General features: G+C 69.3%; 26 protein-coding genes. 15 read left to right on the top strand and 11 right to left on the bottom strand.

The annotated features are described in order from the left end of the window. Positions 1 to 193: 193 nt before the first annotated feature. On the top strand, positions 194 to 1,126 hold the full coding sequence (locus tag VF647_24015) for a DUF4382 domain-containing protein (GenBank protein ID HEX8455167.1): 933 nt from the start codon (positions 194 to 196) through the stop codon (positions 1,124 to 1,126). Between the two features lie 174 nt (positions 1,127 to 1,300). On the opposite strand, the gene VF647_24010 is transcribed toward VF647_24015, so the two are convergent. From VF647_24010 to VF647_24000, 3 genes are all read right to left on the bottom strand, one after another. Continuing rightward, positions 1,301 to 2,170 (bottom strand): HAMP domain-containing sensor histidine kinase, encoded by an 870-nt coding sequence (locus tag VF647_24010; protein ID HEX8455166.1) that lies wholly within the window; start codon positions 2,168 to 2,170, stop codon positions 1,301 to 1,303. 60 nt (positions 2,171 to 2,230) lie between these two features. Further along, positions 2,231 to 2,572 carry a hypothetical protein gene (locus VF647_24005; protein ID HEX8455165.1) on the bottom strand — a complete coding sequence of 114 codons (342 nt, stop codon included), beginning with the start codon at positions 2,570 to 2,572 and terminating at the stop codon, positions 2,231 to 2,233. A 418-nt stretch (positions 2,573 to 2,990) separates the two neighbouring features. Then, positions 2,991 to 4,121: a site-2 protease family protein gene (locus tag VF647_24000; protein HEX8455164.1), complete on the bottom strand. Its 1,131-nt coding sequence runs from the start codon at positions 4,119 to 4,121 to the stop codon at positions 2,991 to 2,993. A 186-nt stretch (positions 4,122 to 4,307) separates the two neighbouring features. Between VF647_24000 and rho the strand changes: the two genes are divergently transcribed. Beyond that, positions 4,308 to 5,558 (top strand): transcription termination factor Rho, encoded by a 1,251-nt coding sequence (rho, locus tag VF647_23995; GenBank protein HEX8455163.1) that lies wholly within the window; start codon positions 4,308 to 4,310, stop codon positions 5,556 to 5,558. Positions 5,559 to 6,041: 483 nt separating this feature from the next. Here rho and VF647_23990 read toward each other — a convergent pair whose 3' ends face one another. Together VF647_23990 and VF647_23985 are read right to left on the bottom strand one after the other, a co-directional pair. Next, positions 6,042 to 6,506, bottom strand: a complete 465-nt coding sequence (locus tag VF647_23990; protein HEX8455162.1) for a DUF6338 family protein — start codon at positions 6,504 to 6,506, stop codon at positions 6,042 to 6,044. A 102-nt stretch (positions 6,507 to 6,608) separates the two neighbouring features. After that, complete coding sequence (locus VF647_23985) at positions 6,609 to 7,667, bottom strand: alpha/beta hydrolase-fold protein (GenBank protein HEX8455161.1); 1,059 nt, start codon at positions 7,665 to 7,667, stop codon at positions 6,609 to 6,611. 91 nt (positions 7,668 to 7,758) lie between these two features. Between VF647_23985 and VF647_23980 the strand changes: the two genes are divergently transcribed. Further along, a complete protein-coding gene (locus VF647_23980) occupies positions 7,759 to 8,106 on the top strand; it encodes a hypothetical protein (GenBank protein HEX8455160.1) in 348 nt (115 codons plus the stop codon). Here VF647_23980 and VF647_23975 read toward each other — a convergent pair. Then, positions 8,103 to 8,657: a phosphoribosyltransferase family protein gene (locus tag VF647_23975; GenBank protein HEX8455159.1), complete on the bottom strand. Its 555-nt coding sequence runs from the start codon at positions 8,655 to 8,657 to the stop codon at positions 8,103 to 8,105. The genes VF647_23980 and VF647_23975 overlap by 4 nt on opposite strands. A gap of 164 nt (positions 8,658 to 8,821) precedes the next feature. Here VF647_23975 and VF647_23970 point away from each other — a divergent pair, with 164 nt between their 5' ends. The 9 genes from VF647_23970 to VF647_23930 all read left to right on the top strand — a co-directional run bounded on the left by VF647_23970 (position 8,822) and on the right by VF647_23930 (position 15,405). Continuing rightward, the gene (locus VF647_23970; protein ID HEX8455158.1) at positions 8,822 to 9,517 is read left to right on the top strand and encodes a hypothetical protein; all 696 of its coding nucleotides are present in this window, start codon (positions 8,822 to 8,824) and stop codon (positions 9,515 to 9,517) included. 35 nt (positions 9,518 to 9,552) lie between these two features. After that, positions 9,553 to 9,999: a hypothetical protein gene (locus VF647_23965; protein HEX8455157.1), complete on the top strand. Its 447-nt coding sequence runs from the start codon at positions 9,553 to 9,555 to the stop codon at positions 9,997 to 9,999. A gap of 45 nt (positions 10,000 to 10,044) precedes the next feature. Continuing rightward, positions 10,045 to 10,272, top strand: a complete 228-nt coding sequence (locus VF647_23960) for a hypothetical protein (GenBank protein HEX8455156.1) — start codon at positions 10,045 to 10,047, stop codon at positions 10,270 to 10,272. A 71-nt stretch (positions 10,273 to 10,343) separates the two neighbouring features. Continuing rightward, on the top strand, positions 10,344 to 10,745 hold the full coding sequence (locus VF647_23955) for a hypothetical protein (GenBank protein HEX8455155.1): 402 nt from the start codon (positions 10,344 to 10,346) through the stop codon (positions 10,743 to 10,745). Positions 10,746 to 10,937: 192 nt separating this feature from the next. Next, the gene (locus VF647_23950) at positions 10,938 to 11,744 is read left to right on the top strand and encodes a CbiX/SirB N-terminal domain-containing protein (protein HEX8455154.1); all 807 of its coding nucleotides are present in this window, start codon (positions 10,938 to 10,940) and stop codon (positions 11,742 to 11,744) included. Next, positions 11,737 to 12,687, top strand: a complete 951-nt coding sequence (locus VF647_23945; GenBank protein ID HEX8455153.1) for a DR2241 family protein — start codon at positions 11,737 to 11,739, stop codon at positions 12,685 to 12,687. Before VF647_23950 ends, VF647_23945 begins: the two co-directional genes overlap by 8 nt. Before the next feature lie 155 nt (positions 12,688 to 12,842). Further along, a protein-coding gene (locus VF647_23940; GenBank protein HEX8455152.1) for an IS3 family transposase occupies positions 12,843 to 14,035 on the top strand; the annotation gives its coding sequence in 2 pieces (ribosomal slippage) (positions 12,843 to 13,107 and positions 13,107 to 14,035; 1,194 coding nt in all). Positions 14,036 to 14,195: 160 nt separating this feature from the next. Beyond that, complete coding sequence (locus tag VF647_23935) at positions 14,196 to 15,050, top strand: alpha/beta fold hydrolase (GenBank protein HEX8455151.1); 855 nt, start codon at positions 14,196 to 14,198, stop codon at positions 15,048 to 15,050. Between the two features lie 118 nt (positions 15,051 to 15,168). Continuing rightward, a complete protein-coding gene (locus VF647_23930; GenBank protein ID HEX8455150.1) occupies positions 15,169 to 15,405 on the top strand; it encodes a ferredoxin family protein in 237 nt (78 codons plus the stop codon). Positions 15,406 to 15,800: 395 nt separating this feature from the next. Here VF647_23930 and VF647_23925 read toward each other — a convergent pair whose 3' ends face one another. Next, positions 15,801 to 16,523 (bottom strand): lytic transglycosylase domain-containing protein, encoded by a 723-nt coding sequence (locus VF647_23925; protein HEX8455149.1) that lies wholly within the window; start codon positions 16,521 to 16,523, stop codon positions 15,801 to 15,803. A gap of 341 nt (positions 16,524 to 16,864) precedes the next feature. Further along, positions 16,865 to 17,017, bottom strand: a complete 153-nt coding sequence (locus VF647_23920; GenBank protein ID HEX8455148.1) for a hypothetical protein — start codon at positions 17,015 to 17,017, stop codon at positions 16,865 to 16,867. Positions 17,018 to 17,235: 218 nt separating this feature from the next. On the opposite strand from VF647_23920, the gene VF647_23915 reads away from it, so the two are divergent. The 3 genes from VF647_23915 to VF647_23905 all read left to right on the top strand — a co-directional run bounded on the left by VF647_23915 (position 17,236) and on the right by VF647_23905 (position 18,716). Then, positions 17,236 to 17,691, top strand: a complete 456-nt coding sequence (locus VF647_23915) for a hypothetical protein (protein HEX8455147.1) — start codon at positions 17,236 to 17,238, stop codon at positions 17,689 to 17,691. A 57-nt stretch (positions 17,692 to 17,748) separates the two neighbouring features. Then, entirely contained in the window at positions 17,749 to 18,219 is a 471-nt protein-coding gene (locus tag VF647_23910) for a peroxiredoxin (GenBank protein ID HEX8455146.1), read from the top strand. An 80-nt stretch (positions 18,220 to 18,299) separates the two neighbouring features. After that, positions 18,300 to 18,716 carry a DUF6174 domain-containing protein gene (locus VF647_23905; protein HEX8455145.1) on the top strand — a complete coding sequence of 139 codons (417 nt, stop codon included), beginning with the start codon at positions 18,300 to 18,302 and terminating at the stop codon, positions 18,714 to 18,716. Between the two features lie 71 nt (positions 18,717 to 18,787). Here the strand turns inward: VF647_23905 and hslO are convergent, their stop codons facing one another. The 3 genes from hslO to VF647_23890 form a co-directional block, all read right to left on the bottom strand. Further along, on the bottom strand, positions 18,788 to 19,672 hold the full coding sequence (gene hslO, locus VF647_23900; GenBank protein HEX8455144.1) for an Hsp33 family molecular chaperone HslO: 885 nt from the start codon (positions 19,670 to 19,672) through the stop codon (positions 18,788 to 18,790). A 454-nt stretch (positions 19,673 to 20,126) separates the two neighbouring features. Then, positions 20,127 to 21,452: an ATP-binding protein gene (locus VF647_23895; GenBank protein HEX8455143.1), complete on the bottom strand. Its 1,326-nt coding sequence runs from the start codon at positions 21,450 to 21,452 to the stop codon at positions 20,127 to 20,129. Between the two features lie 121 nt (positions 21,453 to 21,573). Further along, the coding region (locus VF647_23890) for a sigma-54 dependent transcriptional regulator (protein HEX8455142.1) at positions 21,574 to 22,745 on the bottom strand (1,172 nt) is incomplete at its 5' end.

Raw genomic sequence — 22,745 nt, 5'->3', positions numbered from 1 at the left:
AGGGCACGGAGGGGGACTGAAAGCCGCGGAGAAGTGCTCTTCGCGGCTCTTTCGTAGTATGGTGTCTCTGGATCAGATATGTAGCAGTTTTAGGCGAACATTTGATGTGACGCAGGTGTGCGGGTGCTCGTCATTGGTTTGAATCACCGGGTGCAACCGGTCAACCGTGCAGTCACATTCGTGGAGATCAGCGATGTTCAAAGCCACCCGTTTCCTTCTTCCCCTCCTTGCCGCGGCGGCGCTCGGCGCCTGCGACGGTGGCACGGACAGCGGTAGCAGCCGCGTCAGCATCCGGCTGGTCGATGCGCCGGGCGACTTCAAGGAAGTGAAGGTCCAGATCAGCGAGCTGTACCTGCAGCGCGAGTCGGATGCCGACTCCACGTCCGGCCGCCTCACGCTCGCGGCGGACAGCTCGACCTACTTCGACCTGCTGGCGCTGGTGGGCGGCGCCGGGGCGGACCTGGTGAGGGACGCCGTGATCCCCGCGGGCACCTACTCGCAGCTCCGCGTGCGCGTGGGCGATGCGTACGTGGTGACGCGCGACGGCAAGGTGTACGCTACGCCGGGCGCCCGCCTCCCCGCCGGGATGACTGCGACGGGCACCATCAACCTGACCAGCGGCAAGTCGCGCGCGAGCGGCTACAAGATCCGCTTCCCCGGCCCCGGCCTCACGGTGGACGGCGACAGCAGGATCGTGGCGCTGGACTTTGACGTGGCGCGCTCGTTCGGGCACGTGGCCGGCAAGAGCGGGCAGCTCATCCTGAACCCGCAGTTCACGGTGACGCAGGTGCAGCTCTCGGGCGGCATCAGCGGCCTGGTGACCATGGCCACGGGCGTTGCCTTCCCGGCCTGCGGCGGCGCCGCGACGGACGTGACGCACTTCACCGCGACCGCCACCGGCCCGAGCACGCTCTCGGCCAAGGCGCAGGCGGACGCGCGCTACAAGATGGCGTACGTCACCCCGGGCACCTACGCGATGGGCGTCGCCCCCGTGGGCTACGCGAACGGCGACTCGCTGATGATCGCCGCCACGCCCAGTGTCCCCAACGCGACCCTGACCTCGGGCCAGAACGTGGTGGTGGACTACAGCGTCACCGGCATCACCTGCAAGGTCAAGCCGGCCTGATCCAGGTCGAGCGGCAGACAGAAAGGGCGGGCGCCTTCCCCGGCGCCCGCCCTTTTTGCGTGTCTTCAAGATCCGAACGGCTGGTCTCACGCGGAGGCGCGGAGCCACGGAGAGAGCTTCGCGCGCCCTCCCCGCGTCTCCGCGTCTCCGCGTGAGGCAATCGCGATCCCCGCGTTACGCCCACGCCTCGGTCGCGCGCCCGGCGCCCGCCTCCAGCGCCGTCGCATCGTACAGCGGAAGCCGCACGATGAAGGTTGACCCGACGCCCGGCGTGGACTCCACCTCCAGCCGCCCGCCGTGCCCCTCCACGATCTCGCGGCAGATGGCGAGCCCCAGCCCCATCCCCTTCCCCTTGCTGGACACGAACGGCTGAAAGATCTGGTCCAGCTTCTCCGCCTCGATCCCCGGCCCGTTGTCCGTCACCCGCACCTCCGCCGATCCCGCCGCCGACTCCACGCGCAGGGTGAGGCGGCGGTCGTCCTGTTCGTGCATCGCCTCGCAGGCGTTGCGCACCAGGTTCTCGAAGACCTGCCGCAGGTAGTACGGATCGGCGAGAACGACCGCCTTGCCTAGCACCCCGGCGTCCACGCGCATGCCGGGGTCGCGCTCCTGCTGACGGGCGAGCTGGGCGATGATCTCGTGCACGGGCACCGGCTGGCGGCTGAGGGCCCGCCGCGCGCCGCTGGCGTACACCGAAAGCTCGTCCAGCATGCTCACCAGCCGCTGGCTCTCGGAGACGATCGCCTCGCACACCTCGCGGCGGCCGGTTGCGTCGCTCACGATGCGCTCGTCCTGCAGGATGTCGGCGTTCAGAACGACGGTCTGCAGCGGGTTCTTGATCTGGTGCAGGATGCGCGCGGTCGCCGTGCCGATGGCGGCCACCTTTTCCTCCTCCGCCCGCCGCCGGTCGCTGCGCCGCAGCAGCGTGACGATGACGGCCGCGGTGAACACCACCACGCTCACCACCACCACCACGCTCACGCCGAACATGATGCGCGTGTCCGGGCAGGGGAGCGCCGCGGTCTGGGCCAGCAGGACCATCATGGAGGGTTCACGCGGAAGGTGTTGGCGGGGCGCCCGGAAAAGCGTCCCGGAAAGGATGTGCTACTCTTCGTCGGGCAGGGTGGAGACGACGAAGGAGATGGTCTCGCCGCGCTCGCCGGGGATCATGGTCTCCACGATGATGCGGCGGACCACGCGGCGCTCGTCGTGAAGCGTCAGCCCGAAGCTCAGCCCCAGCTCCGCCGAGTCGACCTGCGTGTGCACGCGGGGCCCGGGCGGGTGTGCCGGCCGCTCCGGGTTGCGCAGGAGCGTCTTGGTGGACTGGCGGCCGTTGTCCAGGTCACACGTCACCTTGACCTGGCGGAGCCAGTCCGGCTGGTAGCCGATCCGGTAGCGGCGGCCGTGCTGGTCCTGCCCTTCCCCTTCGCGGTTGTGGCGTGCCATCGGCGGGGCTCCGGGGTGCGGCGTGGTTGGGCCGCGTCGGGCCCGGCCCCGCACCGAATCTCCGCGCGGGCGTGAGGGTTTGTCAAGAATGGGTGTGTGGGGAGGGGATTAGTGCGTGAGTGCGTGAGTGCGTTAGTGCGTCTCGACGCCGCCCGAGGAGTGAGAAGGGGGACCGAATGGGCTAGGAGCACGCCCCCCTTTTCTGTCATCCTGAGCGACGCGCCTCTCAGTCCTGTCCCGCGCTCTGTCCTAAGGCGCGGAGTGAAGGATCTACTGCGCGTTACGACGGGCCCGCGGCGAAGACCGGGCCTCGCTCCTCGCCGGCTAGATCCTTCGTTCGCCACAGGAATGTACAGTGCGCCGCCCAGTACGCGGCGGCGGCTCTCTCAGGATGACATTCCGTGAACTCATGCAATCCTCACGTAACCGGCATCGGCACGAACGCCAGCACAAAGAACACGACGCACGCCCACCCCGCCACGCGTTGGCCACGGGTAAGGGGAAGGCGAGTGTCGAGGACGGGCGGGTGCGACAGGCGGCCGCGGCCGATCAGGAGGACGAGCAGGGCCCAGAACCACCATCCCGGCCACCACCACCCCAGCACGAGCAGCGAGGCGAAGAAGACTGTCGCGACGGCGAGCTGCCGCCGGGTGCCGAGGAGGGCGTAGACGATGTGGCCGCCGTCGAGCTGGGCGACGGGGAGGAGGTTCATCGCGGTGAAGAAGAGCCCCACCCATCCCGCCACCGCCATCGGGTGGAGGATCAGGACGCCGGCGTCCGGCGCGAAGACGGCGCGGAGAGCCAGCCATAGAAGCGAGTCTCCCAGGCTCAGCGGGACACCGTAGAACGGGGCCAGGTTGAGATGGCTGGGGAGGTGCGGCATCGAGCCCATCGGCTCGCTCAGCGCGAGCCCCACGGCGGCCACCGGCAGCGCGAGAACGAGCCCCGCCAGCGGACCCGCCGCGCCCACGTTCATCAGCATCCGCCGGTGAAGCATGGGCGAGCGCAGGCGGATAAAGGCGCCCAGCGTGCCGATCAGGCTCAGGAAAAAGGGCGCGGGGATGAAGTACGGCGGCGAGGCGTCCAGGTTGTGACGCCTGGCCGCGACGTAGTGGCCCATTTCGTGCCCGAGCAGCACGCCCATCAACGGGATAGAGAAGAGGAGTCCGGGCAGGAGCGCGGCGGCGTGGAGCCCGGTGGGCACGGGGAGCGCCACTCCGAGCACCACCCGCTCCGCCAGCCCCAGCGGATCGCGGCCGGCGATCAGCGCGCCGGAGACGGTGGCGCTGAAGAGGGCCGCCAGCAGCAGGACGGCGTGCAGAAGCCACCGCTCGCGGCGCGGCGGGCGGGTGCGGACCTCCAGGGCGATCTCCCAGCCGTCGCCGGCGGGCGAGGCCCAGTGCGAGCCGGGCCACCCCTCCAGCATGCGGCGCACGGCTGGACCGTCCGGGGCCACACCGGGTATCAGGAGGCCGAAGACGACCTCGCGGTCGCCGATCCGCACCACCCGGACGGACGCGAAGAGCTCCGTCAGAGGGGTAAACGGCACACTTGACCGTGGAAATAGCGGGCGTTAGGTTGGGGCCACTGACCCCCATAGATCATCAGGCAAGTCTCGGGCGCATTCCGCCCTCTTCCTTGCTCCCCGCCCAGACCCCTCAGAAGACCATCCAGCGGATCGGGCGGGATCGCACCCCCTGACCCGCGGGACGCGCTGACGCATTCGGAGACCCACGTGGACATCACTACCATAAAATCCAAGAGCATCGCCGAGCTGCACGAGATGGCCGAAGGCCTCAACATCTCGAACTACTCGGGGCTCCGCAAGCAGGACCTTATCTACCGCATCGAGCAGAACCTGCTGGACTCCGAGGTCGTGCTGCGCGGCGAGGGCGTGCTGGAGGTTCTGCCGGAAGGGTACGGCTTCCTCCGCTCGCAGGACTGGAACTACCTGTACGGGCCGGACGACATCTACGTCTCGCCCAGCCAGATCAAGCGCTTCGACCTGCGCACCGGCGACACGGTGCTGGGGCAGGTGCGCCCGCCCAAGGAGGGCGAGCGGTACCTGGCGCTCCTCAAGGTGGAGCGCGTCAACGGCGACGAGCCGGACAAGGCGAAGCACCGCATCGCCTTCGACAACCTGCGCCCCCGCTATCCGGACCAGCGCGTGAAGCTGGAAGCCCCCACGGGCGACCTGTCGATGCGCGTGATGGACCTGATCGCGCCGCTGGGCAAGGGGCAGCGCGGGCTGATCGTGGCGCCGCCCAAGGCCGGCAAGACGATCCTGATGCAGAAGATGGCCAACGCCATCACCGAGAACCACCCCGAGGTGCACCTCATCGTCCTGCTGATCGACGAGCGGCCCGAGGAGGTGACGGACATGCAGGAGAACGTCCGCGCCGAGGTGATCTCGTCCACCTTCGACGAGCCGGCCGACCGGCACACGCAGGTGGCGGAGATGGTGCTGGAGAAGGCCAAGCGCCTGGTGGAGCACGGCCGCGACGTGGTGATCCTGCTGGACTCCATCACCCGCCTGGCCCGCGCCTACAACGTGACGGTGCCGCACTCCGGAAAGATCCTCTCCGGTGGTGTGGACGCCAACGCGCTGCACAAGCCGAAGCGCTTCTTCGGCGCGGCGCGCAACATCGAGGAGGGCGGCTCGCTCACCATCGTCGCCACGGCGCTGGTGGAGACGGGGAGCCGGATGGACGAGGTGATCTTTGAGGAGTTCAAGGGGACCGGCAACATGGAGCTGGTGCTCGACCGCCACATCGCGGACAAGCGCATCTTCCCGGCGATCGACATCAACCGCTCGGGCACGCGCCGCGAAGACCTCCTTCTCAGCGAGCTGGAGCTCACGCGCGTCTACCTGCTGCGCAACTTCCTCTCGGACATGGCGCCCGCAGAGTCGATCGACTTCCTCCTCACGCGGATGAAGAAGACCAAGGCGAACAAGGACTTCCTGGATTCGATGGCGCGCGGCTGAGGCGGAGGTGCGTCATGGATGTGGCGAGGGCCGGTCTCCCCAGGGGAGACCTGCCCTCTGCTTTGCGCTGCCGCCAACTCGCGGTTGTGTGCATGTTTGGGTATCCCGGTACTGACCTGGCGCTACTTCCTGGATTCCCGTGGCGCGGGGCTGATCCCGCTGCCACCTCGCGGAGGAGGGGGAAGCACGGGTGGTACGTCACCGACGGGGGTGTAGCCCCCGAGCGCCGGGTACCGGTATCCCTGTTCCCGTGGCGGTGGGCGCTGGGGTTTGGAGGTCTCTTTTCCGCCGGAAGCCGCGCTTTCATCTGGCATCGTCCCCTCCTATTGGTCGAAGTTCAGCGGCGGGTCCTGCAATGCAGAGACCTTAAAGAACTCGATCGACGTATACGAGTCCTTCCAGATGTGCAGACCGGCCGAATCAGGGACCGGCTGTCCCAACTTTCCGTTCTCGTCTACATGATAAGCCGCGGAAATGAAGATGTCACCCTCGTTCGGGTGTGCACCGGCGTAAGACCCGGGCCCTAATACCCGCCGACGAAGCGGCCATCCGTGAGGCGAAGCAGGACGAATTCGGCCTCACGTGCCCGGAACACATATCCCATGTCGTAGGATACGGCACCCGTATCAGCTTGTTGATCCAGTGCTGTCTGTACACCCAGGTCAGGAGAATGGGCCAGATGGCGGGCGCCAGGAACACGATCAGGAGAACCGCCCCCCAGTACCGCGCCGGATGGATCTCCGAATAGCCATTCCGGTGGATGAGAATGATGGCCGGGAGCAACAGTACGTAGTTCAGCGAGCTGTAGAAGAGTCCCTGGACCAGCGCACTCCCCCAATCGTTCAACCGGGCGGGCATCCGGAGCCGGTACACGGCCATGGAGATCAGCCCGGGCAGCACGAACAGGGCGAAAAGCGCGAGGTTCGAGGGTGTCAGCGTGTCTTTCATGCACTCTCCGTTGGCCCATCGTCCACTCAGGCCGTCAGCTTCGCTCGCCCTGCGCCGCGCAGGTGGCGCTGCCACTGAATACCCCGGACCGCCCAACAGGGACTAGAACGAAGCGTTCAGCACCTCCGAGAAGAATGGCACGACCTGACTAGCAAAGCGGGGGCGGAGGGCGCTGACGTGGTCACCGGGGTAGGGCTGAAAGGTGTGGCGGATGCCGGCGGAGTCCAGCGCGGCGGAGAGCTCGCGCAGGTTGGGGAGGATGTGGGTGAAGGGGTCCGAGGTGCCTACGTCGAAGCGGATGCCCCGCAGCCGGCGCAGGCCCTCGGCGTTCTCGCGCACGAGGGTTGACGGGGTGAGGGCGGTCCAGCGGGAGTAGGCGGGCTCGTCGCGGATCAGGGCGCCATCCGCACCGCGGCGGAAAGGGAGATCCACGAAGAGCGGCGCGCGCTCCGGCGCGGGCGTGACGGCGGTGGCGAGGCCCAGGATCAGGCGCGCCTGGAAGCCGGCCGCGCTCACCGCATCGCGGTCGGCGAGCGAGAGCGCGGCGGGCCAGAAGGGCGCCAGGTCGTCCATCATGCGCGGGCCGAAGCAGCAGGGCGAGGCCGCGTACACCGCGCCGAAGACGTCGGGGTGGCGCGCCGCCAGCGTCAGCGCGCCGAAGCCACCCATCGAGTGCCCCTCGATCCCGCGCGAGGCGGCGCGCGGGAGGGTGCGGTAGCGCCGGTCCACGTGCGCCACCAGGTCGCGCGCGACGAAGTCCGCCCAATTCCCCGCGACGGGCGAGTTGGTGTAGAAGGCGCCGCCGTACGCGTTCCGCGCATCGGGAACGACCACGATCATCGGACGCGCGCGCCCCGCCGCGATCAGCGAGTCCATCAGCAGGCGGATGGGGACCCGGCCCGTCTCGAACGCCTGGAGCGGCGCGTCGAAGCCGTGCAGCACGTACAGCGTGGGGTAGCGGCGGCCGCTGGTCGAGTAGCCCGGCGGCAGGTACACCAGCGCCTCGCGCCGCGCGGGGTCGCCCAGCCGGTTGCCCGCAAGCGACGGCGCATCCACGGTGTCGCGGACGAGCTGCCCGGCGGACGCGCGGGTCCCCGCCGTGGCGCATGCGGAGAGAGCCAGGGATCCCAGGAGGATGCGGGCGCGGCGGAGGGTCTTCATGGCGCGGGTGTCACATGCGGGGCGCGTGGACGTTGATGCGGAGCGGCGGTCGTGATGCGCGCCGCATTCGACCACTCCAGGAGGTGAGGCAATGAAGCGTCTGCTCGTGTGTGCGCTGGTGTTCGCGGCGGGGTGCCGCGACGTGAGTCATGCGGACGATGTCGTGGTGGAAGGCCGGCTCACGTTCGGCTTTGAGACGGCTTCCTTCCGCCCCTGCCAGTCGGCGGAAAACTGGCTCCCCCTCCTCACGGCCGAGATGTACGCGCGCTACGACTCGCTCGCCGACGCGATGTACGAGCCCGTGTTCGCGCGCCTCCGCGGCACCGTGGGGCCGCCGGGCCGCTACGGCCCCATGGGCGGCAACGACCGCGAATTCCACGTCGTCGAGCTGGTGGAGATGCGGAAGACGGCGGAGCGCGACTGCCCCAACACGCGTTAGGCGTGGAGGATCGGGCCCGTGTAGATGGACGGGGTCACCAGCTCGCCGCGCTCGATCACCTGGCGGTCCCAGGGGAAGACGATGAGCGCGGGCGTCTCCAGGGCGAAAAAGTCGGGACGGTAGCCGCCGGGGCGCACGAAGGAGGTGGCGGTGCGCACCTCGGCCGGCCCCACCTCGCGCACGGCGGCGAGCGCCAGCCGCAGCGTGTCGCCGCTGGTGGTGAGCTCGTCCACGATCAGCACGCGCCGTCCACGCGCACGCGGCGGCGCCGAGGATAGGACCATCGGCGCCGGACGGGCCACCGCGCTCCCGTCGCGCCGCGAGATCTTCATCGACTCGAACTCCACCTGCAGGATCCCCGCGACGGTCGCGGCCGGGATCACGCCCGCCGTAGCGATGCCGATCACCAGGTCCGGTTCGTACTCGTGCGCCACGCGGATGGCCAGCGCGCGACAGAGCTCGCCGAACAGCTCCCACGAGAGCTCCAGCGTGTCCGACGCGCCACCTCCGCCGTCGTCGCCAGTGCGGGGGAACGGAATCGGCTCAACCATGCGACCTCCTGGATGTGGATGAAGGCGCGACGGTGCTACAAGTTCCGTTCCCCGCACCGGAGACGCGCACCTTTCGGCCCACCGACCGACACTGCGCGAAACCGCGCGCCGTCGGTCCCGTACCACCCTGCGCTCGCACCACCGTACCCCATCCGAGACACATCATGGCTTCATCCTCACTCGCCCGCCTCGAACGGGGGCTGGACCGGCTGCACGCCCGCGTGCGCGCCAACCCGGTTCTCCGGCGCTTCACCGTGTGCACGCGCATCCTGCTGGCGATCGGCTTCATCGCCCCCGCGCTGACCAAGATCCAGGGGGAGCGCTTCACGCAGATCCCCATCGACCGTCCGATCGGCTTCTTCTTCGAGGCGATGTACCGCACGGGCGCGTACTGGAACTTCATCGGCTGGGCGCAGCTCTTCGGGGCGCTCCTCCTGCTGCACCGGCGCACCGCGACGCTGGGGGCGCTCGTCTTCTTCCCCATCATCCTCAACATCTTCGCTATCACGTTGTCGATGCACTTCACCGGCACCTGGGTGGTGACGGGGCTGATGCTGCTGGCCTGCACCTACCTGCTCTGCTGGGACTACCACCGCTTCAAGCCGCTCCTCTGGCCCCCGGCGGCGCCCGAGCCCACCGCCGAGCTGTCGCCACGTGCGCGGGTGCTGGAGCGCGTCGCGTACACCATGCTGACGCTCAGTGGCCTGTGCGTGGTGCTGGCGACGCGCGGCTACTTTCCGTGGAAGTGGGTGCCGGTGTGCCTTGCCGCGGGGCTCGCGGGAGGGTTGTGCCTGCTGGGGGCGATGGTGATGGAGATGCGGGGGCGGCGTACCGTGGCGCGTGGGGCCGTGGCGGGGTAGCTTCCCGGCCCGCGTCCACCGCCACCGAGCCGCCGATGCCCGCACCGCCCGACCTCCGCGCCCGCGCCGACGCCCGCTTCGAGAGCGCCCTGCAGCAGGCCGGCGCCCGCGACCCGCGCGAGTTCTACCGCAAGCAGATGGTGGCGCTCCGGGACTCAGACCCCGATGCCTTTCGCCGGGCGCGCGCCTACTTCGAGGAGCAGCTGATCCCCGCCGTCGCCGCGGAGGACTCGGACCCGCGCGCGGAGTGGCTGGAGTACGGACGCGTCCTCGCCACGCTGGCCGCGAAAGGCCGCACCGTCCAGATCGACCCCACGGGCCGCGCCTCCGAGTACGCTCGCCCCGTCCCCCCCGATCACCTCGTCCTGCACCTCCCCGACGCCCCCTCGCAGCCCGCGATCATCGTCGGCATCCCCGTCAAGCTCTCGCCCGCCCAGAAGGCGACCCACGACCTGCTGGTGAAGCAGTCGCTGGGCTCGTAGGCGGCAGCAGGCGAACTCCGAGCACCGTTTACCACACGAGGGATCATGGAGCGGAACGAGCTCACCCGCCGGGTCATCAATGGGGTGGAGGTGATCGAAGGGAGCGACAACGTCTTCGCGGACCTCGGACTGCCCAACGCCGATTCGCTCCTAGCAGCGGCCGAACGCGCGAGGCAGATCTCCGAGGACGAGCACGTTCGGGGCCGGGGCCGGGGCCGGAAATCAAGAGGGGCGACGCCGCGGCTCGTCGTAAAGAAGTCGCGAGGGTCGTAACTGTGCAAGATCCGCCGGGCCGGGCGTCCCACAGATTATCGCAGCCGCTTCCCCCGCCTCTGGAGTCCTCCATGACCCGCGCCGCCCTGTTCGTGCCCGTTCTGCTCCTCGCCGCCTGCTCCGTGACCGCTTCGCGCCACACCGTCTACGCCACCGCGCCGGCGTCGATGGATGCGCTGGAGTGCGTGGAGCGGACCGCGCGCGCCCTGGGGTACGCCGCCACGTCCGAAGGTCTTCCTCAGAACCAAATTCGGCTGGAGCGGGACGTCACCGGTGCCCTCAGCGAGACGCGGCGCACCTGGCTCCAGATCGACGCGGTGGTGGACGATGCGCGCACCCTGCGCCTCTTCGGGGAGCGTTGGGAGCGGGGGATGCTGGGGAACGTGCGCGGGAGCAAACGCACGCCCGGCACGACGGTGCGGAGCGAGGTGCTTTCGATCGCGGAGAGCTGTGGGGGGCGGGCGGCGGAGTAGGCACCCGGCGCCGCATCGCCGGGGGATGAATTCCCCGGCTGGAACTACGCGAAGCCCACTGAAGTGGGCTCGAGGAATGCGGCGCTCCTGGAGACGCGCGAGGGAGGGGCGCTTGCATCCGCCACACGGCGCCCGCAAGTTGGGACGGATCTTGGACAACCGTCCGGGAAGGACCACGAAGAGCAGGCTGATTTGCAAGCGCTGATCATCATCGGGCACGGGTCGCACCTGAATGCGGAGTCGAGCGCGCCGGTCTATCGCCACGCGGAGGCCATCCGGCGGACAGGGGCGTTCGACGAGGTGCGCGAGTGCTTCTGGAAGGAAGAGCCCTCGATGCGCGAGGTGTTCGACCTCGTCGAGTCGGAGGACGTGTACGTCGTTCCCCTCTTCATCTCCGAAGGGTACTTCACCGAGGAGGTGATCCCGCGCGAGCTGGGGCTGGACGGGCCGGCCCTCTCGGTCACGCGGAAGCTGGGGAAGACGATCCGCTACTGCGGGCCGGTGGGTACGCACCCGTCGATGTCGGCCATGATCCTGCGGCGCGCGGAGGAGAGCGCCGGGATGGACGACGAGGAGGCGCGGCGGGCGGGGCTGATCATCATCGGCCATGGCACGGAGCGGAACAGCAACTCCGCCGAGGTCATCTACCGCGTGACCCGCGAGGCGGAGGCGGCCGGCGTGTTCGGCGAGGTGAAGACGGGGTTCCTCGACCAGCCGCCCGAAGTCGGCGAGGTGCTGGAGGAGATGGGCGGGCGCGACGTGGTGCTCGTCCCCTTCTTCGTGGCCGAGGGGTGGCACACGCAGGAGACCATCCCCGACGACCTTGGGATCAACCGCCCGGCCGTGAGCTCCGTGACGGAGAGGGATGGGCGCGCCATCTTCTACGCGGCACCGGTGGGGACCTTCCCCGAGGTGGCGGAGATCGTGCTGCAGCGCGCCCGCCAGGCCGGCGCGGACGTCCCCGAGGGGATCCTGGCCGGCGAGGACGCTCGTGTCTGACCGCCCGGAGGAGCGCGGTGCGCACGCGCCGGGCGGGATCGCGGAGGCCCGCGCGGCGCTGGCGGCATGGGTGGACGATGCGGGGGCGGAGGGGCGCGCCTTGCTCCAGGCGCTGATCCGCGCCACGGACGGCGGGCGCTACGAGATCCGCCATCGCCGCGATGCCGGCCTGCCGCTGAACGCGCTGGAGGTGTCGCGCGACCCGTTCGCCGCGCGCGCCATCGCGCAGGTGACGGATGACGGGGAGCACCGGCCCCTCAAGACGTCGCCCAACCTGCGCGCCGGGTGGGCGCTGGTGGAGCTTGACGAGCGCGCGCTCTGGACCGCGCTCGACTACCTGTACCCCGCCTGCGCGCTGCACTGGCACGCCGGGCGCACCGGCACCCTGCGCGTGACGCACTGGCGCGAGACGGCGGCGCGGCAGACCGGGATGTACGGCGCCGTCAAGCTGCTGGAGACGGACGCCGTGCGGAACACCGTCCGCGCCTGCTGCGGCGACGCCGTGTGCCTGCGCCGCGTGGCCTGGCAGGTGGACGAGGCGACGCCGCTGGAGATGGCCGACGAGGGCCCGGCGCACGGCGACGCGCTGGTCCCCTGCCCCGAGGCGTGCTCGATGTTCGTCTCGTTCGCGCGGCAGGTGCTCAAGGTGGAGCGCGCCCCCCGCCGCCCCATCGACGGCCTGGTGCCGATGGCGGCGGAGGAGACGAACCAGCTCCGCGCGATGGTGGCCGCCGCCGCGTCCGGCACGCTGGGCGGCGTGCGCGAGGGCGAGTTCGACGACCCGCTCAACCCGCGCCGCATCCGCTACCTCGCCGCCCGCCTCGCCGCCGCCGAAGCTCCGGAGGACGAGGGCGAGCTGCCGTGCGAGGGGTGCCCGCGTAAGGTGCCGTGCGACGGGTGCCCGATGGTGGCCCTCACCCCCCCGGCCCCCCTCTCCCGATAACAGGAGAGGCTGGCGCCTCTGTTATCGAGAGAGGGGGGAGTATACCGGGAACCGAACCAGCATCGGGCCGACTTCACTCGTTTTGGCCTGCCCCCCGTAAATTGATCCACTTAGAATGGGAGTCCACCCAACGCCCGAAGGGCGAGGAGGACTCATTGAAGAAGACGAGGCATACGGCGACGCAGATCGTGGGGATGCTGCGCGAGGCCGAGGCGCTGTTGGGCACGGGCAAGAGCGTACCCGAGGTAGCGAGGCACCTGGGGATTGGCGAGTCGACGTTCTATCGCTGGCGCGGAGAGTACACTGGAGTGCAGATCGATACCGTGACGCGGCTGAAGGAGCTTGAGGAAGAGAACCGGCGGCTGAAGCAGGTGGTTGCGGAGCAGGCCCTGGACATCAACGTGTTGCGGGAGGTGGCGCGGGGAAACTACTGAGCCCGGAGCGGAGGCGTGCCGCGGTCGCGCACGTTCAGCAGGTGCTGGGAATCTCCGAGCGCCGGGCGTGCAGAGCGCTGAAGCAGGCAAGGTCGACCCAGTGGGTCGGTCGCAGGGCAGAGCGCGACGGCGAGCTGATGGAGCGGATGAGGCAGCTCGCGGCAGAGAACCCGGCGTACGGCTACCGCTTCATCTGGGCGCTGCTGAGGAAGGAGGGCGTGGGGGTGAACGTGAAGCGGGTGCACCGGCTGTGGAAGGAGGCCGGGCTGAAGGTGGTGCGGCCGGTGCGGAAGAAGGAGCGTTCAGGCACGAGCGCGAACGCGTGCTCGGTCCGGCGCGCGGAGCACCCGAATCACGTGTGGACGTACGACTTCGTGCACGACGAGACCAGCGACGGGCGGAAGTTGAAGTTCCTGGGCGTGGTGGACGAGTTTACGCGGCTGTGCCTGCGGATCGAGGTGGGGCGGAGCATGACGGCGAAGAGCGTGGTGCGGGTACTCGCCGAGCTGGTGCAGATCCACGGGGAGGCAGGCGCGATCCGGAGCGACAACGGCTCCGAGTTCACTGCGGGAGCCGTGAAGGAGTGGCTCGCCGCTGCGGGGATAGAGACGATGTACATCGAGCGGAGCAGCCCGTGGGAGAACGGCTACTCGGAGAGCTTCAACAGCCGGCTGCGAGCGGAGTTCCTGAACCGCGAGGTGTTCCGGACGCTGATCGAGGCGCAGGTGCTGACGGAGAAGCACCGGTTGAAGCACAACCACGAGCGCCCGCACAGCTCGTTGAAGTACCAGACCCCGGCGGAGTTCGCCGCGGCGTGGGATGGTGAGGGCTCCGCGCCTACGGCGCTCCGCCCTCACCATCCCAGTGTGAACAGCAAGACAGAGGCAGGTCTAGCTCCCACCACACTCCCATAACGGGTGGTACAGCTTTCGGGGGCTTGCCAGTTTTCGCCCCCTCTCCTGAGAACGGCGAGGGCGCAGCCCTCTCCCGTTATCGGGAGAGGGGGCAGCGAGGAACGAGCGGGGGTGAGGGCCCCCCGCGCATCCCACAACTCACCATCCACGCGCGCCGCATATGCCCGAAATCACGACTGCACTGACCCGCACCCGCTTCGAGTTGCGCCCGCGTGAGGGCGGGCCGCCCGTGCGCGGCGACCTTCGCGTGCAGGAAGGGACCCAGCCGCTGAGCGCGGTGGTGATCTGCCACGGGTTCAAGGGGTTCCGCGAGTGGGGGTTCTTCCCGGCCGTGGCGCGCTCGCTGGCGGCGGCGGGGCACGCGGTGGTGTCGTTCGACTTCTCGCACAACGGAGTCGGGGCGGACGGGGTGGATTTCAGCGCGCTCGACCTCTTTGCGCAGCAGACGCACAGCCGCAACGTCGACGAGATCCGAATGGTGCTGGATGCGGTGCGCGGCAAGGGGCTGCTGCCGAAGCGTCCCAGGCACGTGGGGCTGCTGGGGCACTCGCGCGGCGGCGGTGAGGCGGTGCTGGCCGCGGCGGAGGACGGGCGCGTCGATGCGCTCGTGACGTGGAACGCCATCGCCACCGTGCACCGCTGGACGGACGAGCAGCTCGGGCGCTGGCGGCACGGCGACTCAGTGGAGATCACCAATGCCCGCACGGGGCAGGCGATGCCCGTAGGTCCGGCCTACCTGCGCGACCTCGAGGAGAACACGGAGCGGCTGGACATCCGCCGCGCCGCGGCCCGGCTCACACTGCCCTGGCTGATCGTGCACGGCGAGGCGGACACGTCGGTGGCGCCGGACGATGCGCGGACGCTCTGGGACATGGCGGGGGAGAACGCGGAGCTGCTGCTGATCGAGGAGGCGGACCACACCTTCGGCGCGAAGCACCCGTACCAGGGCGCCACCGATGCGCTGCGCACCGCCCAGGAGGCTACGCTGGAGTGGTTCGACGCTCACCTGAAGTAATTTTCGAACGATCGTTCGAGTGCGTATGGACAACCCCGGTTCGCGGGGTTATCGTATCGCTTCGGAGCACCGGAGCCAGGCCCGATCGACAACGATTCCAACCCGCTGAAGAGAGCATATGCCGTACGTAATCGCGGAGCCCTGCATCGGCACCAAGGACGCAAGCTGCGTCGAGGTGTGCCCGGTCGACTGCATCTACGAGGCGGACGACCAGTACTACATCAACCCCGACGAGTGCATCGACTGCGGCGCCTGCGAGCCCGAGTGCCCCGTCCAGGCCATCTTCCCGGACACGGACGTGCCGCCGGAGTGGTCGGAGTACATCCAGAAGAACGCGACGCTCTCGGCGAAGTGAACGGAAGTGCGTGAGTGCGTGAGTGCGTGAGTGCGTGAGTGCGGGGCGACCGAGATGACGGCCGCCCCGCACCTTTTTCTGTCATCCTGAGCGACGCGCCGCTCCGGCCTCGCCCCGGCTCTGATCTATGGCGCGAAGCGAAGGATCTACTGCGCGTGACGAGAGGCCCGCGTTCACGCACCGTTCTCTCGCCTCGCCGGCTAGATCCTTCAGTCGCCGCCGGAGTGTGGGATGTTACAGACTTCTGTGGGGCGGCTCCTTCAGGATGACAAAAATGGGGGGCAGCACTGGGTTCAGCGCACTAACGCACTTACGCACTAACGCACTAACGCACTTACGCACTTACGCACTAAAACGGGGCGCCCCCCAGCTCGGGAGGCGCCCCTTCGTCCGTGTCACCGGTGTCCGTTGCGGCGGCCGTAGACCATGTCGGCGTAGCCGTTGTCCGGGTTGCGGCCGCGCTTCAGGAGGCGGTCCACGGTGCCGGGGCCACGGTTGTAGGCCAGCAGCGCCAGCTTGGTGTTTCCGTCGTACTTCTCGATCAGGTCGGAGAGGTACTTGAAGCCGATCTCCAGGTTCGTCTCCGAGTCGCGCAGGTCGCTGCGCGTGGTGCCGGGCTTGAGCCAGTTCGCCGTCGCCGGCATCAGCTGGGTGAGGCCGATGGCGCCCACGTGGCTCGTCGCGCTCGTCTTGAACCCGCTCTCCGTCTTCACCAGCCCGAACGCCACTTCCGGCTTGATCCCGTTCTCGACCGCCGCCTCGTGGATCTGCACCGCCAGCCGGTCCGACACCTTGAACCCGTTCTTCCGGTACTTCTCGGCCAGCTTCTGCGCCTCGGCCACCGTCTCGTCCTCGCGGGCGTCCTCGTTCACGGCCAGGTCGGCCAGCTTCTCGAGGCGCTTGTGCTCCACCACCTTCACCGGCGTGATGGCCTCGTGAAGAGCCTGCTGCATCGTGACCGGCTTCGCGGGCTCCGGCGCCCTGTCGCGGCCCAGGATCACCGCGCCCTCCACCATCGCCCCGAGCACCAGGAGAACCTGCACCGGGCGCGAAGTGAGGAGCGCGCGGGTATCGTTGCGAAAACGCGAACGGGTACGGCTCGATTCGCTGTTCTTCATAACGAATGTCTCCCTGATTGGACGTTGCGGGCGCGCGATCTTTTGTGTCGCGGCGGTGCGTTTCGGCGTTTTTCTTATGCCCTAATGATAACCCCCACATAGGTTTAGGTCAACCCTGCACGCGCATTTGTTCCGTAATCAGAGGAGAAACGCACCCGTATTGCTGAAGCCGGCCCATGCCTCGCTTCGTAGGCACTTCGCATGCTATGTCTCGGGAATGTTCAATGACAACATACCCCGCGTCGAAAATCATCTTCATCTATTCACATTGCACAAAGTAGGGGCCGCTCCGTTGCCGGAGCGGCCCCTCACTGATTTCTGCCTTCCTGGCAGTGACCGGCTTACAGGCCCGCGTTGCGGAGCTGCTCCAGGTCGACGGCTGGCGGGGAAGGCTCGGCGCGCCGCTCGCGAAGCCGGTCCGGCTCGTCCTGACGCTGGATCACGACCGCGAAGCTGGCCACGAGGGCCGCGACCGCCACAAGACTGACACTCAAGGTGCGAATAAGCGCCTCCCGGCTAGGAGTGGAGACGCATCATCCGCTGCGCCTGCGGTCCCATTCGGGCATTTCCATGCCGAACGGGCGTTCGAATCCAAGAACGCCCCTCCTCGTCCGTTTCTGACAACGACGGTGTACCGGAACGGCTTGCCTGCCAGGGGAGCGGCGCCCATCTTGCGCCGCGCCGGCCCCGACACCCGTATAGCAGAGACCCAATGAGCGATGCGCAGCGGTTCGCGGACCCCGATGGCAGGTTCGACCTGGTGGTCCCCCAGGGCTGGTCCGCCGCGCCGGACGAGGAGGACGGCGGCGTGGAGGTGTGGCGCGAGGACGGCGTAGGGACGCTTCACCTGATCGCCTTCGAAGCCTCCGCGGACGAGTTTCCCGATCCCGCCGAAGAGCTGTACGCCTTCCTGGAAGAGCGCAGCGTGGAGCTGGAAGAGGACGAGGTGGAGGACGTGCCGCTGGAGGACGGAAGCGAGCTCGCGCTGTGCGAGTTCACGAGCGAGGACGAGGAGGACGGCGAGTCGCTCTTCTGGATGGTGGGCGTGGCGACGACGCCGGGGGCGATCTGCTTCGCCACCTACTTCTGCCCGGCGGGGGAGGAGGAGAAGGAGCGCGACACCGTGCGCCTGGCCCTCACCACGCTGCGGCTGCTGGACCCGGACTGACGCGGGGCGCCGCGCCGGCGCCCCAACACACCACTACACGTACGAGGGAACCGCTACATGCCGCTTCAGATTGGCGATCAGGCACCCGACGTGACCCTTCCGGCGCACGACAACCAGCAGGTGTCGCTGGGTAGCCTTTACGGCGCCCAGGCGACGGTGGTGGTTTTCTTTCCGCTGGCGTTCACCAGCACCTGCACGGAGGAGCTGTGCACCTTTCGTGACGACCTGGCCGATTACAACGGCCTGGGTGCGCAGGTGGCGGCCATCAGCGTCGACTCGCCGTTCGTGCTGGACCGCTTCCGCAAGGAGATCGGCGCGGACTACCTCTTCCTCTCCGACTTCAACCGCGAGGCGAGCCGCGCGTTCGGGGTGCTGCGCGAGTCGCCGCTGGGGCCGGGACTGCGCGACGTGAGCGACCGCTCGGTGTTCGTGGTGAACCCGGACCGCACGGTGCACTACGTGTGGCACAGCAGCAATCCCAGCCTGCTGCCCCCGTTTGACGAGATCCGCGAGGCGCTGGCGGCGTGAGCCGCGGGTGTGCATCCGTTTGGCCCTGAGGCGTTCTCCACGCGGGACCAGATTCGTACACCCGTTCCATGGAGATGCCCATGCGCCTGAAGCTTGTTCTGCTCTGCATCGCCCTGATGGCCGCCGCGGGGTGCTCGCGCGATCCCACCGCGGCGTGGGATCGGTCGGACTACCACTACGACTTCCAGAGGATCTGTTACTGCGGAAGCCAGGTGACCGCGCCGGTGACGATCTACGTTCGTGACGGCAGGGTCGCGCACGTCTTCAAGCGCCCGAGCGGGGAGGACCTCACGAGCCTCGCGAACGCGGATTGGCCTACCATCGAGGACCTCGTCGAGCGGATCGAGGAAGCGCGCCGCAATGGCGAGAAGAACCTGGTCGTCCGCTACGACAAGGAGCGCGGCTACCCGACTTACATCGAGATCGGGACGATCGCGAACGATGCCGGAGTCGTGTACACCGCCGAGAACCTGCGATTCGGCACACCCGAGAGATAGCTGGCAAGCAAGACGGCCGGCGGGCGCCTCGATGCGCCCGCCGGCCGTTTTTCTTTTCCGGGTAAAGATGCTCAGCGCGCCGCTTCTAGGATGGCTTCCATCTCGTGCGGGCTGTAGCGGTACGCCTCGTTGCAGAAGTGGCAGACGACCTCGGTGAACGGCTCCTCTTCCTCCTCGATGAGTCGCCGCACCTCGTCCTGCCCCAGGCTCACGATGGCAGACTCGAAGCGCTCGCGCGAGCACGGGCAGTGGAAGCGGATCGGCTGGCTGTCGCCCAGCGTGTAGCCCTCGGGGAAGATTCGCTCCAGGATCTGCTCCGGCGTCGAGCCCTCGCGCAGCAGCCGCGTGGGGTGCGGAAGGGCCGCGATCCTCTCCTCGATGGCCGCGATCTCCTTCTCCGACAACCCCGGCAGGAGCTGGATCATGTAGCCGCCGGCCACCACGCTCGTGTCCTGCTGCGTGAACACGCCCACCCCGACGGCGGAGGGCGTCTGCTCGCTCTGCGCCAGGTAATAGGTGAGGTCGTCGCCGATCTCGCCCGAAACGAGCTCCACCGTGCCCTGGTACGAGTCCTTCATCCCCAGGTGCTTGGTGACGGAGAGGAAGCCGGTCGAGCCGACCACGCCGGCCACGTTCAGCTTCTCGCCGGCGCTGTCCGCGTCGGCGTGGGGGTTCCCCACGAGCCCGCGCACCTCCCCGCGCCCGTTGGCGGTCACGATGATGCGCCCAGCCGGCCCGTCGCCCTTCACGTCCACGGTAAGGAGCTGCTCCTCTTCCTTGAGCGTGGCCGCGGCGATGAGGAGCGCGCCCATGGCCGTGCGCCCCAGCGCCGCCGTCACGACGGGCGAGGTGTCGTGGCGCCGGCGCAGCTCGGACACGATCCCCGTGGCGTTCAATGCAAACGCGCGCACCCGCTCGTCGAGAGCGGTGGCGCGCACCAGGTAGTCCCGATCCATCCTCACCCCCTGTGGAGCGCACAAAGACCCGCCGCCAAAGCACTTACGGCCGCGGCTCACGATGCACTCGGTACAACGGAACGCGCGTTGGGTTCCAATGGGGCCCTCACCCCCGCTCGTTCCTCGCTGCCCCCTCTCCCGATAACAGGAGAGGGCTGCGCCCTCACCGTTATCGAGAGAGGGGGCGAAAACCACGCCCGCCTCCACCTCCGCCTTCCGCCCTCCACACGCATCTGGTAGGGGCAGACCTGCGTGTCTGCCCACCGCCCGCGACCACCCCGTCTCGCCCCCGCACACCAATCCCGTAGGGGCAGCCCCACGTGGCTGCCCGTGCCCTACCCGGCACCGCCGCGCGCACCGCGCACGAACGCACGCCACCGCCCCTCCCCCAGGCAGTTTTGGGGGAGGGGCCGCGAGGAACGAGCGGGGGAGGGGGCCCGCGGCCCGCCTCCCCTCACCCCGGCAGCACCAGCCGCGCGATGCACCCCCGCGCATCCACCCGGTTCTCCAGGGTCAGGGTGCCGCCGTGGGCCTCGGCGATCTGGCGGCTGAGGGCCAGGCCGATGCCGGTGCCGTTGCGCTTCGTGGTGAAGAAGGGGACGAACAGGTTGGCCGTGTCCGCCAGGCCCGGGCCATCATCCTCCACCCACACCTCCACCCCGTCCCCATCCGCCCGCCAGCCGGCGCGCACCCCGCCGCCGGTCTCCAATGCGGCATCGGTGGCGTTGCGGACGAGGTTGATCAGGAGCTGGTCGATCTGGTCGGCGTCGGCGCTCACCAGCAGCTCGTCGCCGGGGACGACGCGCACGGGGAGGCGCCGCTCCAGCTCCGCCGTGTGGCGCACGCGCAGCCCGATGTCGATGGGGCTGAGCGAGGGGGGCGGAAGGCGCGCGAGGCGGGCGTACTCGGCCATGAAGCGGCTGAGCGAGGTGGAGCGCCCCGCGATGATCGCCAGGCCGCCGCGCAGGTCGTCGCCCAGCTCGCCGGGAACGGCGTCCTCGCCCACCATCCCCTGCAGGGTGCCGGCGATGGACTGGATGGGCGCCAGCGAGTTGTTGATCTCGTGGCTCAGCACGCGGATCAGCCGCCGCCACGCCTGCCGCTCCTCTTCGCGAAGCACGCGGCTCACGTCCGCCACCACCAGGAGCTGGTGCGAGCGGCCTCCCTGCCGGAACGGCCCGCGCCGCACCTCCCAACGCCCCGCGCCGCCGGGGAACTCGTGCTCGACCGTGCGCGGCGTCTCGCCCTCCAGCAGATCGGTCAGCTCCAGCTCGTCGGCGGGGAAGCCGATGATGCGCTCCGGCGGGCGGTCGAGGAGGCGCTCGCCAGCGCGGTTGACGAGGCGCACGCGCCCGCCCTCGTCGATGGCGAAGACGGCCACGTCGATCTCCGCCATCACCCGCCGCAGGAGTGCCGTCGCCTCGATGGCGCCGATGCGCTGCTCGCGAAGCGTCTCGCCCAGCGCGTTGGCCTCCACCAGCGCGAGCCCGAGCGCGTCGTCGGGGCGCGCGCCGCGGGCGCGGAGCGAGAAGTCGCCCTCGCGCAGCGCCGCCAGCAGGTTGGAGAGGGTCTGGAGGGGGCGGATGGCCCGCTCGCGCACCATCCACGCGGCCAGCAGCCAGCCGCCGCCCACCAGCACGGCCGCCGTCCACTGCACGCCGCTGTCGTACCCGCCCCGCCACAGCAGCAGCGCCGAAAGCGCCACCCCCGGCAGCCCCGCCATGAGCGCGAGGAGGAAGATCTGAGTCTGATGGCGCGTCCGGCGCCGGCGCGGGGGCATCAACCTGAGATCCCGGAGCAACCCGGCCCGCGGTTTCCGCCCCCTCTCTCGATACCGTGAGGGCGCAGCCCTCTCCTGTTATCGGGAGAGGGGGCAGCGAGGAACGAGCGGGGGTGAGGGCTCACAGCCCGAAGCGCTCCAGCCGTCGGTACAGCGCGCTGCGGCTGAGGCCCAGCGCCTCCGCGGCCTGGCTCACGTTGCCGTCGAAGCGCTCCAGCGCCTTGCGGATCAGCAGGCGCTCGGCGTCCTCCAGCGACATCTCCTCCATGGCGACGGAGGCGGGGACGCGGCCGCGCAGCGCCAGGTCCTCCACGCCCACGCGCGGGCCGGCGGTCAGCAAGATCGAGCGCTCCACTGCGTGTTCGAGCTCGCGCACGTTGCCGGGCCAGGGGTAGGAGAGGAGCGCCTTCATGGCATCGGGCGTGAAGCCCTCCAGCGCCTTGCGGTACTGAGCGGCGCCGCGGCGCAGGAAGTGGTTCGCCAGCAGCGGCACGTCCTCGCGCCGGTCGCGCAGCGGGGGGAGGTGGATCTCGACGGTGTTGAGGCGGAAGAGGAGGTCTTCGCGGAAGCGCCCTTCTTCGACGCCCTGCTGCACGTCCAGGTTGGTGGCCGAAATCACGCGCACATCCACCTTGCGGGTGCGCGACGCCCCCACGCGCTGCAGCTCTCCGCTCTGCAGCACGCGCAGCAGCTTGGCCTGCTGGTCGTGCGGCATGGTGCCGATCTCGTCCATGAAGAGCGTGCCGCCGTCCGCCAGCTCGAACGCGCCCACCCGGTCCGAGCGCGCGTCGGTGAAGGCGCCCTTTACGTGGCCAAAGAGCTCGCTCTCGAACACGCCCTCCGCGATGGCGCCCGCGTTCACCGTCACCAGTGCGCGCGAGGCGCGGGGCGACGAGGCGTGGAGCCAGCGCGCGACGACGTCCTTGCCCGTGCCGTGCTCGCCGGTGATGAGCACGGACGCGTCGGAGGGCCCCACGCGCTCCATCAGGCGCAGCACGGGGGCCATGGCGCGCGACTCGGCGATCATCTCTGGGAGCCCGTCGCTGCGCAGGCGGCGGTTTTCCTGTTCCAGCCGCTGCGTCTGGCGCAGGGCGCGCCCCAGCTCCACCTGCGACGCGAGGGTGGCGAGGAGGCGCTGGTTGTCCCACGGCTTCTCCACGTAGTCTCGCGCGCCGCGCCGCATCGCCTCGACCGCGCTCTCCACGCTTCCCCACGCCGTCATCACGACGATGGGCAGCGAGGGGTCGGCGGCATGGATCTGCGGGATCAGCTCCAGCCCCTCCCGGCCCGAGG

It is taken from the genome of Longimicrobium sp., assembly GCA_036387335.1.
Taxonomy (GTDB): Bacteria; Gemmatimonadota; Gemmatimonadetes; order Longimicrobiales; family Longimicrobiaceae; genus Longimicrobium.
The sequence above is the reverse complement of the archived record's forward strand: the minus strand, read 5'-3'. Positions and strand labels throughout refer to the sequence as shown.